General features: G+C 65.2%; 19 protein-coding genes. 15 read left to right on the plus strand and 4 right to left on the minus strand.

What is annotated here, in order from left to right; translation table 11 throughout:
• Positions 1–292: 292 nt before the first annotated feature.
• The 3 genes from NBY65_RS30515 (at position 293) to NBY65_RS33955 (ending at position 3,313) form a co-directional block, all read left to right on the plus strand.
• Positions 293–2,041: a ParB/RepB/Spo0J family partition protein gene (locus NBY65_RS30515; RefSeq protein WP_250265976.1), complete on the plus strand. Its 1,749-nt coding sequence runs from the start codon at positions 293–295 to the stop codon at positions 2,039–2,041.
• 358 nt (positions 2,042–2,399) lie between these two features.
• Positions 2,400–3,176 (plus strand): MOSC domain-containing protein, encoded by a 777-nt coding sequence (locus NBY65_RS30520; protein ID WP_162530943.1) that lies wholly within the window; start codon positions 2,400–2,402, stop codon positions 3,174–3,176.
• An 11-nt stretch (positions 3,177–3,187) separates the two neighbouring features.
• Entirely contained in the window at positions 3,188–3,313 is a 126-nt protein-coding gene (locus NBY65_RS33955; protein ID WP_275266351.1) for a hypothetical protein, read from the plus strand.
• Positions 3,314–3,836: 523 nt separating this feature from the next.
• Here NBY65_RS33955 and NBY65_RS30525 read toward each other — a convergent pair.
• From NBY65_RS30525 to NBY65_RS33965, 3 genes are all read right to left on the minus strand, one after another.
• Entirely contained in the window at positions 3,837–4,499 is a 663-nt protein-coding gene (locus NBY65_RS30525) for a hypothetical protein (RefSeq protein WP_250265977.1), read from the minus strand.
• A 142-nt stretch (positions 4,500–4,641) separates the two neighbouring features.
• Positions 4,642–5,232, minus strand: coding sequence for an ISAs1 family transposase (locus tag NBY65_RS33960; protein ID WP_150045851.1), 591 nt, complete (start codon positions 5,230–5,232; stop codon positions 4,642–4,644).
• Entirely contained in the window at positions 5,184–5,756 is a 573-nt protein-coding gene (locus NBY65_RS33965; RefSeq protein ID WP_162530942.1) for an ISAs1 family transposase, read from the minus strand. Before NBY65_RS33965 ends, NBY65_RS33960 begins: the two co-directional genes overlap by 49 nt.
• 579 nt (positions 5,757–6,335) lie before the next feature.
• Between NBY65_RS33965 and NBY65_RS30535 the strand changes: the two genes are divergently transcribed.
• The 12 genes from NBY65_RS30535 (at position 6,336) to NBY65_RS30590 (ending at position 14,907) form a co-directional block, all read left to right on the plus strand.
• Positions 6,336–7,589 carry a DUF1173 family protein gene (locus NBY65_RS30535; RefSeq protein WP_250265978.1) on the plus strand — a complete coding sequence of 418 codons (1,254 nt, stop codon included), beginning with the start codon at positions 6,336–6,338 and terminating at the stop codon, positions 7,587–7,589.
• Between the two features lie 343 nt (positions 7,590–7,932).
• A complete protein-coding gene (locus NBY65_RS30540) occupies positions 7,933–8,493 on the plus strand; it encodes a hypothetical protein (RefSeq protein ID WP_150045848.1) in 561 nt (186 codons plus the stop codon).
• 55 nt (positions 8,494–8,548) lie between these two features.
• Positions 8,549–8,938, plus strand: coding sequence for a hypothetical protein (locus NBY65_RS30545; RefSeq protein ID WP_250265980.1), 390 nt, complete (start codon positions 8,549–8,551; stop codon positions 8,936–8,938).
• 219 nt (positions 8,939–9,157) lie between these two features.
• Positions 9,158–9,730, plus strand: a complete 573-nt coding sequence (locus NBY65_RS30550; RefSeq protein WP_150045863.1) for an MbcA/ParS/Xre antitoxin family protein — start codon at positions 9,158–9,160, stop codon at positions 9,728–9,730.
• The gene (locus NBY65_RS30555; RefSeq protein WP_150045864.1) at positions 9,727–10,407 is read left to right on the plus strand and encodes an RES family NAD+ phosphorylase; all 681 of its coding nucleotides are present in this window, start codon (positions 9,727–9,729) and stop codon (positions 10,405–10,407) included. The genes NBY65_RS30550 and NBY65_RS30555 overlap by 4 nt, the downstream gene beginning before the upstream one ends.
• A 398-nt stretch (positions 10,408–10,805) precedes the next feature.
• Complete coding sequence (gene vapB, locus NBY65_RS30560; RefSeq protein WP_150045828.1) at positions 10,806–11,027, plus strand: type II toxin-antitoxin system VapB family antitoxin; 222 nt, start codon at positions 10,806–10,808, stop codon at positions 11,025–11,027.
• Between the two features lies 1 nt (position 11,028).
• The gene (gene vapC / locus NBY65_RS30565) at positions 11,029–11,433 is read left to right on the plus strand and encodes a type II toxin-antitoxin system tRNA(fMet)-specific endonuclease VapC (RefSeq protein WP_150045829.1); all 405 of its coding nucleotides are present in this window, start codon (positions 11,029–11,031) and stop codon (positions 11,431–11,433) included.
• A gap of 66 nt (positions 11,434–11,499) precedes the next feature.
• Positions 11,500–11,985, plus strand: a complete 486-nt coding sequence (locus NBY65_RS30570; RefSeq protein ID WP_250265981.1) for an antitoxin Xre/MbcA/ParS toxin-binding domain-containing protein — start codon at positions 11,500–11,502, stop codon at positions 11,983–11,985.
• Positions 11,982–12,467: an RES family NAD+ phosphorylase gene (locus NBY65_RS30575; protein WP_250265982.1), complete on the plus strand. Its 486-nt coding sequence runs from the start codon at positions 11,982–11,984 to the stop codon at positions 12,465–12,467. Before NBY65_RS30570 ends, NBY65_RS30575 begins: the two co-directional genes overlap by 4 nt.
• 121 nt (positions 12,468–12,588) lie before the next feature.
• Complete coding sequence (locus tag NBY65_RS30580; protein WP_250265983.1) at positions 12,589–13,935, plus strand: type II toxin-antitoxin system HipA family toxin; 1,347 nt, start codon at positions 12,589–12,591, stop codon at positions 13,933–13,935.
• Positions 13,922–14,221 carry a helix-turn-helix domain-containing protein gene (locus tag NBY65_RS30585; RefSeq protein ID WP_250265984.1) on the plus strand — a complete coding sequence of 100 codons (300 nt, stop codon included), beginning with the start codon at positions 13,922–13,924 and terminating at the stop codon, positions 14,219–14,221. Before NBY65_RS30580 ends, NBY65_RS30585 begins: the two co-directional genes overlap by 14 nt.
• 515 nt (positions 14,222–14,736) lie before the next feature.
• Entirely contained in the window at positions 14,737–14,907 is a 171-nt protein-coding gene (locus NBY65_RS30590; protein WP_162530950.1) for a hypothetical protein, read from the plus strand.
• A gap of 690 nt (positions 14,908–15,597) precedes the next feature.
• Here NBY65_RS30590 and NBY65_RS30595 read toward each other — a convergent pair.
• Positions 15,598–15,807, minus strand: coding sequence for a hypothetical protein (locus NBY65_RS30595; RefSeq protein ID WP_250265985.1), 210 nt, complete (start codon positions 15,805–15,807; stop codon positions 15,598–15,600).
• Positions 15,808–16,639: the final 832 nt, after the last annotated feature.

The following is a 16,639-nucleotide window of genomic DNA, read 5'->3' on the forward strand; positions in this document are numbered from 1 at the left end:
AAGACGCCGGGAGATGCGTCCTCGCGGCACCTCCCTCCGGCACTGGCCGGAACTGAAACTGCTCCGGCGGGTGCGCACACAAGAGGCCAGGCGAGCATGGAGGAATGGGAACGGGTGGCATCGCATCCGTCCCGGCACCGCTGCGCTCCATCGCCGGTCACGCACCCCGGCCGGCTGGGCCGCAGCCCTCCGGGCCGCGTCCCATAGCGCCGGCTCGGGCCGCTCACCGGCAATGGTGCCAGGCCGACCGCGCTGCGCGTCGGGTGGGGTCAAGCAACCAGGAGTGACCGCAATGGAACTCAGGACCGTCAATCCCCGCAGACTGAAGTTCAACCCGAACAATCCCCGCCGTACCAAGGCAACACCGGAACAGGACGCCCAGCTGGTCGCCAGCCTGCGTAAAATCGGTCTGCTCCAGCCTCCGGTGGTCCGTCCCATCGACAACAAGCTGATCATCGTTGCCGGCGAGCGCCGCGTCCGCTGCGCCATCAAGGCCGAGATGACGGAAATCCCAGTGCTGGTGCGCGATGCCGATGACGGCGCCGACGCGGTACGCAGCTTCGCTGAAAACATCGTGCGGGCGCAGATGGGGCCAGTAGACCAGTGGCGGGCAATCGAGGCCCTGATCGGCGACGACTGGACCGAGGAAGCCATCGCTGCTGCCTTCGCCTATCCCGTCCGCTTCATCCGTCGCCTGCGCCTGTTGGCGAATATCCACCCTACGATCCTGGATCACATCGCCAAAGGCGACATGCCCCGCGAGGAGGAGATCCGCATCATCGCCGCGGCGGCACTGGAGGAACAGGCCGAAATTTGGAAAAGGCATAAGCCGAAGCGCGGCGAGACGGCTACCTGGTGGGACATCGCCCGCCCTTTGCAGAAAACCCGTCTGCTGAAACAACACGCCCGTTTCGACGATGACAGCACCCGCCGTCATGGGATTGTTTGGGAAGACGATTTGTTCGGCCCCGGCGACGAGGACAACCTCTACACCACCCAGGTGGACGCGTTCTTTGCCGCGCAGGAGGAATGGCTCACTGCCAACTTGCCGCAAAACGGCGTACTGCTCACAGTGGATCAGTGGGGCCGGCCGGACCTGCCGCCCAGGGCCCAACGTATCTGGAGCACACCAGGTCCCGAGGATCGCATCGGCCATTATCTCGACCGGCGCACCGGTGAGGTGGAAACCGTCACCTTCCGTCTACCCCCACCGAAAACAGCCAAAGCCGTCGCCACGAAAGGCGATGGCACCACGGCCGCCACCGGTAACCCGCTCCCCTCGCGTCCCGATGTGACCCAGAAGGGCGTCACGATGATCGGCGACTTCCGCACCGATGCGCTGCACGAGGCCCTGCAGGAAAGCCCCGCCGACGATTCTGTGCTGATCGGCCTACTGGTGCTGGCGCTGGCGGGGCAGAATGTGTCGGTCCACTCGCCCCGCGCGCACAGCCGGTTCGACCGTCTGGCGGTGGCTGGACGCCTGATCGAGGGCGGCATGCTGACCAACGATGTCAGCCTGCTGCGCGCGGCGGCCCGCGAGATGCTTCGCTCCGTGCTGTCGTGCCGGGAGGGGATGACGAGCAGCGGCATGGTGGCACGGATTGCCGGCGATATCCTCGGCGCCGACCGGTTCCTGCCGAATATGGCAACCGAGGAATTCCTGTCCTGCCTGAGCAAAGCGGCCATCGAGCAGGTCGCCAGGGCCGAGAACGTCCTGCCGCGCGACACCGGCAAAGCTACCCGCGCGGCGCTGATCGGGCATGTCGGGCGGGGGACCTATCTCCTGCCGGCGGCACGGTTTGCGCTCACCGAGGCCGAGCGGACAAAGCTGCAGGAGAGCCTCTCGATTGCGTCCAGGGAGGGCCTCACGGATGAGGACGTCGACCCTGACGAGGCGTGGAACGACCAAGCCGAAGGCACCGATGAACCCGACGATGCCGTGCTTGATACATCGAATAAGCCGTCCAAGCCGAATGGTGGTGCCAATGAGGACGAGCGCATGACACCACCAACGATGCCCAGGCACCGCGCCGCGGCCTGATCCATTCGGCGGCCTCACAGGGCCCCTGCGGCTTACCCGCTTTCTGGCAAGGAGGACCACATGGACCGGGACACCATCATGGCGCGTCTCGCCATGCGTCGCAGTCGCCGCCAACACAAATGCATCGGCGCCTGCCGTAGCGAGAGAGCGGCGGCCTGCGTGATCTCCCCCGGCGTGGTCCCGCCGTCGTAGAGACGCGGAACGGCGTAGACGCCTCAGGGTCTGCCGCCGCCTTTTGATTGACAGTCGTCAGTAGGGAGAATCTGCTCGCAGTCTGCGAGAAGGGGGCGACTACGGCTAATTGGGCCAGTGTTGGGCGGCTCTGGGTCGTCCGCCACCGATGCCAGAAGGATCAGCGATGTCGACGAAGATCAGCGGTTTATTTCATTATCCAGTGAAAGGATTGAGCGCACAGGCTCTGTCCAGCGTCCGATTGGTCTCGGGCGAGGGCTTTCCGCTCGACCGTGTCTACGGTCTTGCGCGCCACGACAGCGGCTATGATCCGGTGGACTACAAGCCACTCCCGAAGACGCGTTTCATCGTGCTTGTGAAAGAGGAGCGGCTGGCCGCCCTATCCACTTTCGTCGACCGCGACACGAGGAGGCTCGAAATCCGCGTGCAGGGCCAGCTGGTGCTCCAGGAGGAACTGGAGACCGAGGTAGGCCGGAACAACGTGAGCAGGTTCTTCTCGACCATGTTTGACCTGAACGGTGGGCAGGAGCCGGTCGTGGCCGTCGGCGGTGAGAATCGCTTCACCGACATCTCCGTGCATTCGAAGGCGATGATGAACGCCATCTCGCTGGTCAACCTGAACAGCGTCAGGGATCTCGGAGCCCGGACAAACGCGGAGATCGACCCTCTGAGGTTCCGTGCCAACCTCTACTTCGACGGGCTGGACGCCTTCCAGGAACTGGAGATGTTGGGACGGGAGATCCAGGTTGGCCCGGCCAGGCTCAGGATATTCAGGCGGACGCGGCGGTGCGCCGCAACCGATGTCGATCCCGTCACTGCCGAGCGGAACATGACAATCCCTCGCTCCCTCATGCAGCATTTCGGCCACGCCGACATGGGCGTCTATGCCGAGGTCCTGGAAGGGGGCGTCGTCGAGATTGGCTCCCCGATCTCCATCGGCTGAGGAGCATGGTCATGACCCTGGAAAACAGCCTGATGCTCGTGGTGCACTCGCGACGGATGCTGACCGAGACCGTCTGCGAGTTCGACCTGAGACGGACGGTGGCGATCTGCCCGCCTTCGAGGCAGGCGGCAGCCTGATCGTGCGGCCCCCCTGTTCCGAGCTGCGGAACTATTCGCTGTGCGACGACGACCGAGAGCGGCACCGATACGTCATCGCCGTGAAGTGCGAGGCGGCCTCGCGCGGCAGTTCGCGGAGCATGCATGAGTCGGCTTTGGGTTGAACACGGCGCTTCGCGTCCGCAGCATCCAGCGTCTGGCGTGTGCGCCCCGGCCGGGATCTTGTCCTCGGGCATGCTCATGCTTCCCAGCAGCGCATCGGTCCTCACGGTCAGGCGCGACCCCGGTGCGCCCTATTGCTGCACCAACTCAAGCTCTGTGCTTTTGGAACCTGTATCTCGGGGTGCAGGTACCATGGGGCAGGTCGCCGAACTCTGCGAGAACGACCACTGGCAGACAGGACGATGAATCGAGGATTGCCTGCGCGCAGGAGATCCAGCCACTATCGCAGGGATAACCGGCCTGAACAGCTGGATACCAGAATGAGCAGGCTGCAGCGAGGCCGGAGGCAAACCCCCGGCCAGCAGCGATCATCCCCCAAAGGTCAGGCCGTCTTGGCGGAGCCGAAGAACAGCGCTTCTGCCTCTGCATGCACATCGAACGGTACCCAGGGCCCACCGCGGCGTGCATAATCGACCGCCCGCGCTACGCCAAAGGCTTCTTCAGCGTGCTGGTGTGCCAGCAGGGTCAGTTCGGCTACGGTCTCAGTCAGTGCATCGGCACGCGCCTGCAGGCCGGACGCGGAGAAGCTGCCTGCCACCAACGCCTGCGCCGCCTGCATTTGCATCTGTTGAGCTTCCTGATCAGCCTTAAACGCATTCCGGCATGCGGCTACCGCCGTTTCCAGCACGGGACGCAGCAGAGCATCCAATGCTGCCCGCCGTGCCTCATCTGGTCCAGACGGCACCCGCGCCTGGATGAGCTCGGCAGTGCGCCGGTCCGCCTGATCGCGCAGACCGGATGGTGGTTCGTCAAGACCGAACGCTTCAGAGATGATATCGATCCGCCGGCTGTCTGGCGCCAGATCATGCAGCAGTTCCAGGCTGGGCCTGGCCCGTAGTTCCACGGGGAAACGCACGACGTTCCGTGTCCCGGGGATGATCTCGACCCGCATTGTTCTCTCCTCAATGAGAAGTGGCAGTGTAGCTTCCATGCTGAGGAAATCAAGTAATTCGTTGATAAGAACTGGACTTTTCTGTTTGATCATGTGAAAAACCCGCAAGGATAGGCAAGATCTGCGGACGGCTGTGTGAACCCTGACTGCAGCTCACGCAAACGGGAATTCTCAAGAGACATTTGCATACACGTGTTCGTATACTGGCAACGATCTGAGATGTGTGCAAGGCTGTTCAGTTCTGTGGGACAGCGAGAAGGTTGAGAAGGTTATCCAGTCCGGCGAGCGCGGCGCGGTAGCGATCCTGCGGCAAGGTGCCGACGCGGTTGGCCATGAGGATGTTGAAGGCAAAGCTGCGCAGGCGGGCGATGATGCCGGGGTTGGTGCGGATACGTGAGGTGTCCTCTCCCATGGTGACGTCACGGCTGTAGTGGGAGGTGGTCTCGACCTTCCAGTGGGCGCGGATGGTTTCGGCGGCGCGCGTGGCGGTGAGTGGTGCGTTCGAGATGTAGAAGGCGATCTCGGCAGAGTGGTGCAGCAGGCCGGTTTTGCTGTTGCGGGTGAAGACGGTGCGCTCGACCTGGATGATGGCGGCGACATGGTCCTGCCAGTCGGTGTCGGCGAGTCGACCGGCAGGATCGAAGACGGTGACGCGGCGGCGTTCGTCACGGTTGCGGCCAGTGTCGTGACTGTCGGCGGAGGTGAGCGGCACCGTGGTCGCGCAGATATCCTGGATCTGTTGGTGCAGGGTCGGCTGGTTGTCCTTGACCTGGACGATCAGTGTGATGTCGGCAGCAGCGGCGACCTCAAAATGTTTTTTTGGCAGTGCAGCGCATCAAGGGTGACAAGAGCACTGTTGGCGAGGCCGAGTTCAGCGAGCAACGCCTGGGCTGCGGGGATCTCGTTGGACTTCTCGGCGACATCGACATGCGCCAGCACCAGGGCAGTGTCGGTGGCGAAGGCACTCAGCATCTGGGCGGCGGCGCGGTCGTGGAAGGCGTCGAAGCTGCCGCGCAGGGTCTTACCGTCGAGCGCGATACTGCCCTGTCCGGGGATGGCGCGGGCCGCCTGCAACAGGGCCGCATGGCGGCGGAAAGCCGCCTCCACCCCGGCTGGATCCAGCCCCTGAAGGATGGCCCGGACCGCCGTGTGCGAGGGCGCCCGCCGCCAGCGCAGTCCGAACGCAGCGTTGAGCCGGTGGCGGTGAACATCAATGAAGGTGACGATACCGCGGTAGGAGTTGCCGCCCGTCACCAACGCCAGGATCGAGAACAGCAGCACGTGGGGGAGTTTGTAGCGCTTTCCTTCCGCCCGGCGCGGATCGGGGATCTCGGCCAGCAGGTCCAGCAACGGCGTGAATGCAGACACGGCAACCTCCAATGCGGCTGCCGCCCTATGAGTCAGATCGTCCGCCGTTCGGGAATCCCCTTTCTCATCAGTCAGTTCACCTTGCCAGGCACCTGTGGCCCACCGGACTCACCACAACCAAGATCAGAGAACTGAACAGCCATGGAGATGTGTGTCGGCCCCGGATTGAACCAATGCGTCACGAACTTCCATTTGGTGAAATGTGCCTGAATTCGAGAAATGAATGCAGGCACGTTGATTCTGACGGGAAGCACCCGCTAACGGGCAGAAGGACCAGGATTTTCAGCAGAATCTTGAAATCAGGGTGGGGCGGGCACGCTGATGATTCCTGAATGTGCGGTGTCTTCCCAGGCGTCCCAATCCACGATCAACCTGCACGCGCAGTTTTTCCTTGCAGAATGACAGCGCCTGCGATCTTTCCAGAAAAAATCTAAACAGATCGGAAGACAGAAGGCATTCCGTCGAGCAAAGCGGCCCCGCCCCTGCCCACGAAACCCAGGCCAACAGCGAAGCCATTGCATCTTTCCAGGCCGAAAGCGGCCGATCCCCCAGGAAAGGGCCATGCCAACCTATCGATACGAAAGTACCACGATTGACCCGGATAACCCGACCGATCGTGTCCGCCTCGAACAACTGCACAGCCGCGGCGCGCGCCTCCTCTGCCCCTGTGTCGATCCGCCGCTCGAGATGTATCTGGCGCGTACCGCCAGCGGCATCATCGTCAAACGTATGCCGGAGACCGGCCCTCACCACGCCCCCAGCTGCCCCTCCTGGGAGCCGCCGCCGGAACTCGGTGGCCTCGCTCCGCTGATCGGTCAGGCGATCGTCGAGAACCCCGAGGAAGGCACCACGCTCCTGCGTCTCGGCTTTCCGCTTTCCCGCCGGTCCAACCGTCCCGTGTCTCTTCCGGAACACGGCGCCGTTTCCGGCGACACCGTCAAATTCCAGCGCAAGAAACTCACCCTCCGCGGCCTGCTGCACTACCTCTGGGACGAAGCCCGCCTGACCCACTGGGCGCCGAAATGGGCCGGGCGCCGATCCTGGCACGTTGTGCAATCCCATCTCCTGGCAGCCGCCGGTTCCAAGGCCACGTCCACCGCTCCCCTTGCCAGCACCCTCTACGTAGCCGAGCCCTTCATCGCCGAGCAAAAGGAGGCTATCGCCGACCGGCGCCGCATCCATCTGGCCAAAGGACTTGTCAGCCACGGCACTGGCAGCAAGCCCCTGATGATCCTGATTGGCGACGTCAAGGAGATCACCGCCGCCCGCAGCGCCTTCAAGATCATCGTCAAGCACAGTCCGGATTTTCACTTCGGGCTGTCGCCCGACCTGCACACCAGCTTCCAGAAGCGCTTCGAGCAGGAAATCGCTCTCTGGAACAAGAAGCCAGGCAACCACCTGGTCGTCGCCGCTACCTTCTCGGTGAATGGCGCCGGCTATGCCATCATTGAGGACATCACCGCGATGGCGACGAACGCCAACTGGATCCCGATCGAAGGCGAGCCGGACGAACGCCTGGTCACAGCGCTCACCGCCGGCAGCCGTGCCTTTTTCAAGGTGCTCCGCTACGGCCTGTCCGCCACCGCGCCAACCGCCACCGCCGTCGTGGTGGACACCCATCCCAGGCCGGTTGGCCTCTACCTGCTGCCGTCGGGTGCCAGCGAGGCGTTCCGCGCAGATCTTGCCGCTCAAACCGCCGACAGTCAGTTCACGCCTTGGTTCTGGGACACCGCGACCATCGCCATGCCGGACTTGCCACCTGTCGACGGCTACACGGCGATGGCTATGCCTGTTCTCGAACCCGCGGCCGAATAGCAAAACTCCATTCATTCATGAAGAAAAACAGGATCGCCTTGCCGCTGCCACCGGCCCGTCCCCTCGGATGCGTGCGGTCTGGCAGGGCGTAGCGGCAGCCAGAACCCCCGCGCGCAAAGCGCGCGCCGACGGCTCGGCACGCTCGCCGCACAGGGCATAGCCGCGTCCTGCGGCAACGATCGCTGATGCGATCATCGCCGCCCGCCGCAGCCAAGCCCCGTGCGCTCACATGCCTCGGGGGCTCCATCTGCCGCCCCTCCCTGCCCAAGGGACCGCACCCGAGGGGAAAACCGCCGGCAGCAGGCCGGCCACCCTTGGGCATGAAAATGAATGGAGCAGTGAGATGGCCGCGAAGTCCCAGAACAAATCCACCGCCCCCCGCACTACCTTCCGCCAGGAGGCGCCGACCTTCGAGAAGGCCCGGATGCTGGCCCCGACCGAAGCCCAGGCCGAGAAGATCTCGGCTGCCTACGCCCTCGATCCAGTGGATTACACCGGAATCCGCGAGGCCACCCGGGACTCCATCACCCGCCTCGCCGAGGTGCTGGTCCTTAACGAAGTGGCGCTGAAGATCCACCTGCAGCGGTTGGTGGGCGCCCACGTGGTCTCCGCTGTCCGCGCGGGAGAATTCTACTCCGAGCGCGTCACCAGGGCCCGCGAGCTGACCACCGGCAACGACGACCGGGACGACCGTGACGGTCCTGCCGGGTTTGAGAGCCGTGCCGCCCGCGCCCGGCAGTTCGCCGCTGAGGCCGCCTTGCAGGCACGTGCCCTGCTCGGTGCCGCCGATGGCGCCCAGGCCGCTTACGAGCACCTCACCGGCGAGCAGTGGAAGCCCTACGAAGGAATCGCCGCGCCGGTTTCCCGCCAGGTCGCCGCCGCCGAGCTCGACGCCTTCACCTGAGTTCCGACGCGGGAGCCGAAAGGCTCCCGCACGTCTTCCGCCAGGGGGCGCCGCGATGTCTGTCACCTTTTCTGTCCTGCGCACCGACCCGCGCAACGGCAGGCTGATCTGGCCGGTCACGGCAACGACCGAGCCCGAGGACTTCCAGGTCAATTTCGGCAACGCCAACGCCGCCGATCTGCTCGCGGCGTTGGGTCTCAGCTGGGACGGCGGCACGGGAGAGATGCCGATCCCCCTGTTCTCCGGCCTCATTACGCAGGCCCTGCGCCGTGGCCTGTGTCACCGCTCTCCCGAGCGCCCGCCGATCATCGACGCGAAATCCGACCGCCTGACCATCATCCATCTCGGCGCGCCGGAGGGACACATCAAACGTCGCCTCGCCGCCCTCGCTGCTCTCGTCCAGCGCGGCCGGGCCGCCGGTGCCACCCACATCGGCTGGGGATAGCGCCGTTCCCCCGGAGGCCAACATGGCTACCATCGCGGCGCTCGAATGTCTCGCTCATCATGCACGTCCCAGCCACCAAAACACTGGCTCGCTGCGGCACAGGCCGGTGGCAGAGGCTCGTCCGGGCCTGCCGACTGCCTGGGAGGCATCTGGCGCTTGTGCCTCGCCGGCCTTCGGCTTTGCCAGTCGGTTGGCCGTCAGCCGTGAGAGCCTTGATGGATGTCCAATTTTGGACTATATCCCATTTTGGACAAAACGGAGGATGAAGTGCCGCACGCTGCGCAAGTTGCTCCGCCTGTCCCGGATGGCAGGCGGATCCTGGACGTCAGCCGCTTTGAGCCGACCATCCGGCGCCGGATGAGCGCGCCTGGAATGAGGACCTTCCTGGCCATTGCTGACTTATGGGGGCTGTCCGAGGAGCAGCGACGCCTCGTCCTGGGGCTGCCAGCGCGTTCAACCTTCCACAACTGGGCCAGGACGGCGCGCGAGCACGGTGAGCTGACGCTTGACCTGGACGTCCTCATTCGGATTTCCGCCGTTCTCGGCATCCACCAAGGATTGATGATCCTGCACGAGACCGAGCGAGAGGGAGTGGAGTGGTTGCGGCGCCCCCATGGAGCGGCCGTGTTCGGCGGAAAGCCACCCCTGGATTTGGTCACGTGCGGCACCCAGGACGGCCTGATGGCCGTCCGGCGATTCCTGGATGCGGCAAGGGGTGGGATCTACATGGAGCCGAACGAAACCGACCGGGACTTCCGCCCCTACACCGACGCAGACATCGTCTTCAGGTGACAACCGACGGTTTTTCGGCAGCCCCGGTCCCGTCTTACCGGCTGGTGCCGTCCAGGTTCCCGCCGATCGGCCTCTTCGACACCGTCGCGACGGCGGCCGACCTGGCGGCCGTGCTGGACCTCGTGGGGTGGACGAACGACCGCCTCGTGGCTGAACGCGTCCGGCGGTTGCCTGAGAGCGACTGGGTCTACAGCCGCCCGAACTCCAGCATCATCATGGCGGCCTTCCTCCACGTGGCTCCCAGCGGGATGCGGTTCAACGGAGCGGACCTGGGCGCCTGGTACGCGGCGGCGTCTCTGCCAACGGCGGTCATCGAGGTGGGGCATCATCTGCGCCGGGAAGCTGCGGCAACCAGCGTTGCCAGCCTCAAACGGGTGTACCGCGAGTACACAGCCAACATCGACGGGTCCTATCTGGACATACGGGGACAACAAGCCGCCCGGCCAGATATTTACACACCGGACACCTACGCCGCCTCGCAGCCGTTCGGCGAAGCGATCCGGGCATCGGGCGGCAACGGCATCATCTACGATAGTATCCGCCACGCAGGCGGCGTGAACGTCGTCGCCTACCGCACCAGGACCATCAATCACGTCACCCAGTGCAGCCATTACGAAATCACGGTGACCGCGGCTTCATCGACCATCAATGTCCATCTCATCAAAGGCACCACCTGACAGATCATCCGGTTCCCGTTTCAGTCTGGGGCCCGCCCCTCCTCTACCGCCGAGACATCCATCCAACGGCAGGGCCTCGGCTCTGCCGTTGGCGTTTCAGGACCATCGCGCCCTGCGCCTCGGCACCGGGGACGCCGTCATCAATCACGCGCACCCGTTCGCCGGCCTCGGCGGCGGTGCCCGCGCCATTGCCCATCGCCCGCCCAGGTCATCCGGTCAACATGCGTGCCGACCTGCGACTGCGGCAGGGCGGGAAGTTCCGCATCAACGTCGAAAGCGGGCGGATCCATGTGTGTGCTGGAGGCGCAGCAACGGGCTTTCACGGGAGCCCGTCTCAGGCATGGTCACCACATGATCAAGGGTGTATATACTGATTGTATATCCCAAGGACCAGCCCCATGGCACGCACCATCCTCTTCCAGAACAACCGCACTCAGGCGGTTCGCCTGCCCAAGGACGTCGCCTTCCCGCCCGGCGTGCGCGAGGTCGCAGTGCTGCGCGATGGCACACGCCGGATCATCGTCCCCGCCGGCGCGCTTTGGGATGACTTCTTCGACGCTCCTGGCATCGACCTTGGCGAGCGCATCCAGCCCCCCGCCCAGGCACGGGAGATATTCTGACGTGCTACGCTACATGCTTGACACCAATCTCTGCATCCGTGTGCTGCGCGACCGGCCGCCGCAGTTGCGCCCGCGCTTCAACGCCGAGGCGGCGGCGCTGTCGATCTCTACCGTGGTGCTGACCGAGTTATTCTACGGCGCCGAGAAGTCGATACGGCCGATCGAAAACCGCCAGGCGGTCCTCGACTTCGCCACCCGCCTGGAGGTGCTCCCTTTCGATGACACCGCTGCTGCCCACGCCGCCGAGATCCGCGCTACCCTCGAGCGGCAGGGGCAGATGATCGGCGCCTATGACGTGCTCATCGCCGGCCATGCCCGCAGCCGTGGCCTGATCGTCGTCACCGGCAATCTCGACGAATTCCGCCGCGTCGAGGGCCTGCGCAGCGAGGACTGGTTGATCGCCTGACCATCGCATGCCTGGCAATGCGATGTCTCCCGGTCCCTTGGGTATCAAGCTCAAAGGAGCATGGCCATGCCACGCGCTGCCTCCTCGGTCGGGACCATCCCCCCTTCCTCGGGCACCGCACCCGCCGAGCTCTCCTACCTCGACGTGTTCCGCCCCCCCCAGGAGCGCATCTCCATGATCCGCCATGGCCTCTGGGCCACCGAGGCGAAGCGCATTCTCGCCGAACGCGCCATCGGCCAGGGCGCCGTCTTGAAGGCCCTGAACATGTCGGCCGCCACCTTCAACAAAAAGGTAAAGCAGGATCTGCCGCTCTCGCGTGATGAAGGCGAACGGGTCCTCGGCATCGCCCGCCTGCGTGGCCAGTTCCAGGCCATGATGGAGGACTCCGGCAACCCCGAGGGCTTCGACGCCGCCGCCTGGTTGTCGCGCTGGCTCACCGAGCCCCTGCCCAGCCTCGGCGGCATCCGCCCGGTCGACCTGATGGACACCATGGAAGGCCAGGCCGTCGTCGCCACCGCCCTTGCTCAGATCCAGGCCGGCGCCTACGCGTGACCCGGACCGTCTGGCGCATCGCCACCGACGCGCCCGGCTATGAGGCCGACGACCTCACCGGTGCCGGTGCCAAGACCACCGGCGGCCGCTGGAATGAGGCGGGCCTGCCCGTCGTGTACGCCTCCGAAAGCCGGGCGCTCGCCTGGCTGGAAACGATTGTTCACCTGAACGCCGACGGCCTGCCGCTCAACCGCTACCTTGTCGCCGTGACGATCCCCGACGACGTCTGGGCTGCCGCGCAACGCGAAAGCCTCACCAGCCTGCCGGTCAGTTGGGATGCCGAGCCGGCGGGACAGGCCAGCATGACCTTCGGCTCCACCTGGCTCCGCGCCAGCAACACCGCGCTCCTGCTTGTGTCGTCGGCGATCGCTCCAGAAGAAACCAACATCCTCATCAATCCGCGCCTCGCTACCAACGCCGGGATCGGCGCGCGCAAGCTGCGCAAGTGGCTCTACGCCCCCCGCCTGGCTGCCCGCACATAGGAGCATCCCCCCTCGCCTGAACCGCGGCGCGGTTGGTCGCAGTGCCATCTCAGAAAACATCCATTGCAGTGGATGCTAACAACCCGCCATAGTCTCGTTGGCATCCATCGGAATGGAGAAAATGCCCGCCAGGGTGACATTGCAGATCCACCTCGACAACCACTGGCAGGACGCCGCCACGGTCGAGTTCGCCGCCGATGCGGCCGGGCACCGGGGCGCCACCACGCTCGACTACGACACCGGCTACTGCTTCACTCACGACCCCGGCATGACCGGCAGGGTGCGCGGCAACGCCGCCTTGAGCGTGCGCCTGCCGCTCAGCATCGAATGGCGGAAACTCGGCCACTGGCCCCCCTTCCTGATGGACCTGCTGCCGCAAGGTCACGCCCGCAAGGTGCTCGCCGACGCCCTGCGCATCAGCCCGGACTCCAACGCCTGTGAGCTGCCCTTGCTGCTGCGCGCCGGCGGCGGCCCGATCGGCAACATTCGCGTCAAGCAGGCCTGGGACGCCGAACAGGCCCGTATCGCCGGCATGCGCCAGCCCGGCCTGACGCTGGAGGACGTATTCGCCCTCGACGAACGTTTCCTCGAACTGGCGAAGGAGTTCGCCGCCATCGCCGCCGGCTCCTCGGGGGTCCAGGGCGCCTGGCCGAAGGTGCTGCTGACGCAGGCGCGGGACGGCCTCTGGTATCCCGATCCCCTGGTGCCGGACGACCAGGCCCGCGACCACGCCATCGTCAAGTGGCCCGGTGACAGGCACGAGGCCACGCGCCTGATCCTCGCCGCCGAGCCCCCCTACCTGGAACTCGCCCGCGCCTTCGGCCTGCGCTGTGCCAGGCCCCTCACCCACCGGGGCAACGTCCTGCTCATCCCCCGTTTTGACCGCCGCGTCGAGGACGGCCGGGTCATCCGCCTCGGCCAGGAGAGCCTCGTCGCCGCCGCCGGGATCGCCGCCTTCGGCCACGAGGCGGCGCACGAGGACTACCTCGCCGTCATCCGGGAGGTCTGCACCGACCCGGCCACCGAGGTGACCGAGTACGTGTTGCGCGATCTGCTCAACCTCGCCCTCGGCAACCCCGACAACCACGGCCGCAACACCGCCCTGCAGAAGGACACCGATGGCACCATCCGGCTGACGCCGCTCTACGATTTCTGCCCGATGCGCCTCGATGCCACCGGCGTGCGGCGCTCCACCACCTGGGCCTGCATGAAGGCGCCAGGAGGCCCGAGCCGCGACCTGACGCCCGACTGGAACACCGTCTGCGAAGTCGCCACCGCAGGCGTCATGGACGCGAGCCAGCTCAGGCGCACCCTCGCCGCGAAGGCCGACATCCTCCGCGCCTTGCCCGATCGCGCCCGCGCGCTTGGCCTCGACCCGCAGGTGATCCAGCGGGCGATGGGGCGCTGCCCCGAGATGGCTGACGCCGTCGCCGGTCTCGCGCATGGAGCCCCCCATGCCGCGCTTTAGGCCACCCTCTCCGGAGGAAATCCGCGAACGCCGCCGCGCGCTCCATGAGGACATCGAAGCCGGCGGCCTGCCGGTCGCCGATGCCGTCCGCCGGATGCGCGAAGCCCTCGGCATGACCCAGGCCGACTTCGCCCGCGCCTTCAGGCTGACCGAGCGCCAGGTCTGGGAGATCGAAGCCGGCAAGGCCAACCCGACCCTGGCAACGTTGAACCGGATCGGCAAGCCCTTCGGCTTCCAGGCCGGTCTCGTCCTGCTCCATCCCCGACGACACGACTCCACCGGCTGACACCCCTCGGCTCAGGCCGCGCCAACACAGCTCTCCACCTCATCCGGCCCGCCGCGTCAGGAGAGTCCAAACCCGGCGTTGCACCTCCGCAAAGAGTGAAAGGCCTGATCGGGCGCCTGTCACCACCACGGCCCCGCATCATCTCGCCACCGGCGCGTCTCGGCCACCGGTAACGACCCCTGCCGCACAAGAGCGCATCCACATCACCTGCGACAGCACCAACTCCCACCACCAAAACGCTTGCTGCTGTCTTGCCAGTGTAATGCCGGGCAAGGTCGCGCCGGTTCAACCCCGCCTGCGGCGCCGCGAAGAGCGCGGCCACTCCGGTCCGGTCCTCGCCATGCTCGCCATGCTCGCGCCCCTGACCACTCTACCGATTCCGCACCATCGTGCGGCGCTGCGCGTGGCTGCGCGTGGCTCCGGTCCTCCCTCCACGGGGGTTGAGCCGTCACGAAGCCCGGCATTCCCGCTGCTCATCAGCAGTTCCGCTGAGCCGAGCACAGGGAGTTCCAACCATGACCGTTGTCCGCTGCGCCGACTGCGTCTTCGACAACACCCGCATGCGCACCGCCGGCTACGAAATCATCGCCATCGAAACCCACGCATGGAATGACGGCGTCACCGAGACCGAGATCCTTTGGGGCCGCGACGACACCGCCATCACCGAAGCGGACCTGCCCTACTGACCGACCAGGGCGGCCGCGCGCCGCCCTTCCCGCTCCCGAAAGATCCGGCCAATGTTCACCTTCTTCGCCGGCTCATTTCACGTCGTCTTCGCTGGCGGCGTCACCGAGAACACCGGCCGCCTGATTGCAGCCCTACCGCGGAACGCCTTCGTCTCACGCAACGCGGTACTGGCTATGGCCAACCGCGAAGTCAAGCGGAGAGCGGGCTCCGCCCGCTCTCCCTTCAAAGCGCCGCGGTAGCCGCGGCGCCCCTGCGTTGCCACCACGAGCCCGTAGGCCGAACCCCTCTGGCATAGCTCCCCTTGCGGCCGCGCCCCCAGCATGAAGGAGGCGCCACGTTGCTCCGGCACGGGGCAGCCAGGCTTGCGTGGATAGCTGTCCTCGCGGCCCGGTCTTCACGAGGCGCGATTGCCATCAGGAGCAACACCGCATTTCGCGGTGACGTACACGCGAAAGAGGAAGCCGCGGCGGGAAACGGACGGCGCTGCGCGCCGAACCTGCACCGGTGGCGCCACTGGCGCCGCATGCCCGATGCGCTTTCGAAGCCCGAACCTCCACGCAGAAAATCAAACCCCGCCCGCCATGCCTGTCCAAACTCGCAAACTCGCACACCATACGCACTGACGTGCCAGGCCGGGCCTGCCAGCGGATATCCAGTTTCGAAAATTTGTTGAAATATCCATAGACTAATCACATTCTGTGATATCGGATTTCTATCCAGAAGCAGTCAAAACCGGAACATATCCGCCCCTGCATCCGCCCCTGCATCCGCCCCTGCATCCGCCCCTGCATCCGCCCCTGCATCCGCCCCTGCATCCGCCCCTGCATCCGCCCCTGCATCCGCCCCTGCATCCGCCCCTGCATCCGCCCCTGCATCCATTCCCGCGTCTGCTCCTCCATCTGTCCCCGCCTCTCACGGCATTGATACTGGTTCGAGTCCAAACAGAATTTTAGACTCTTGAGACTCTCCCAGCAGATTTTCCGAGATCATCGCACCGAGAACGCAGCGTGTACAAACGTCCACGAACCTCTCACGAACTACAGGAAATTGCTGCGCAGCTTCGCGTTGGCTGGGTTCCAGGCGACCAGGTGATGGGGCATATCAGGAAAATTCTGCCCAAAATTAGCAGAATAATGAAAGAAGAGTCTGTGGCGATCTCAGATATCGCCAATGCTCTCAATATCGCTGGAATTAAATATAGAACCCAGAATGATTGGTCAGAAAAGCAGTTGCGAAAGAAATTGTCGGAAGCAAGGTCATATACCCTTCGGAAAAGCCAGAGGCGCGCGGCTGCCCATTCACGGCCATCCGCCAAGAAAATTCCCAATAAGACGAGCGCTTCCGGAGGACGGCCGAGCCGGGCGCCGGCTTCTTCATCGGTGGCAACGCGAGCTTTGCCTGGAGAGAAGCGTTCTCAGGGCTCGCTATCTCATCTTGAAAGCGGGACGCCGCTCAGCGTGCCAGTAGAAACCTTGCCGGCCTTTACGACTCAGTCCAGCGCCCCGTTCCATTTGCCAGCAGTTCCCAGTTCAGTTGCCCGGCCTGTGGCTGCCTGTGCACCGTCTGACCCGCCACATGACGGCGAAGCCGCTGTCACAACGCCGGAAGCTCCGGCTGCGGCCTCTTCTCCGGAGCAGCTGGCCTCGCCCCTGAGCTTACCAGCGAACTGGCGAGACAACCTGCCGCCGCCACCGCCCTTTTTGTCGTACCCAAAGCGGGGAATTTTCCCCA

Origin of the sequence: Rhodovastum atsumiense (assembly GCF_937425535.1) — a bacterium.
Taxonomy (GTDB): domain Bacteria; phylum Pseudomonadota; class Alphaproteobacteria; order Acetobacterales; family Acetobacteraceae; genus Rhodovastum; species Rhodovastum atsumiense.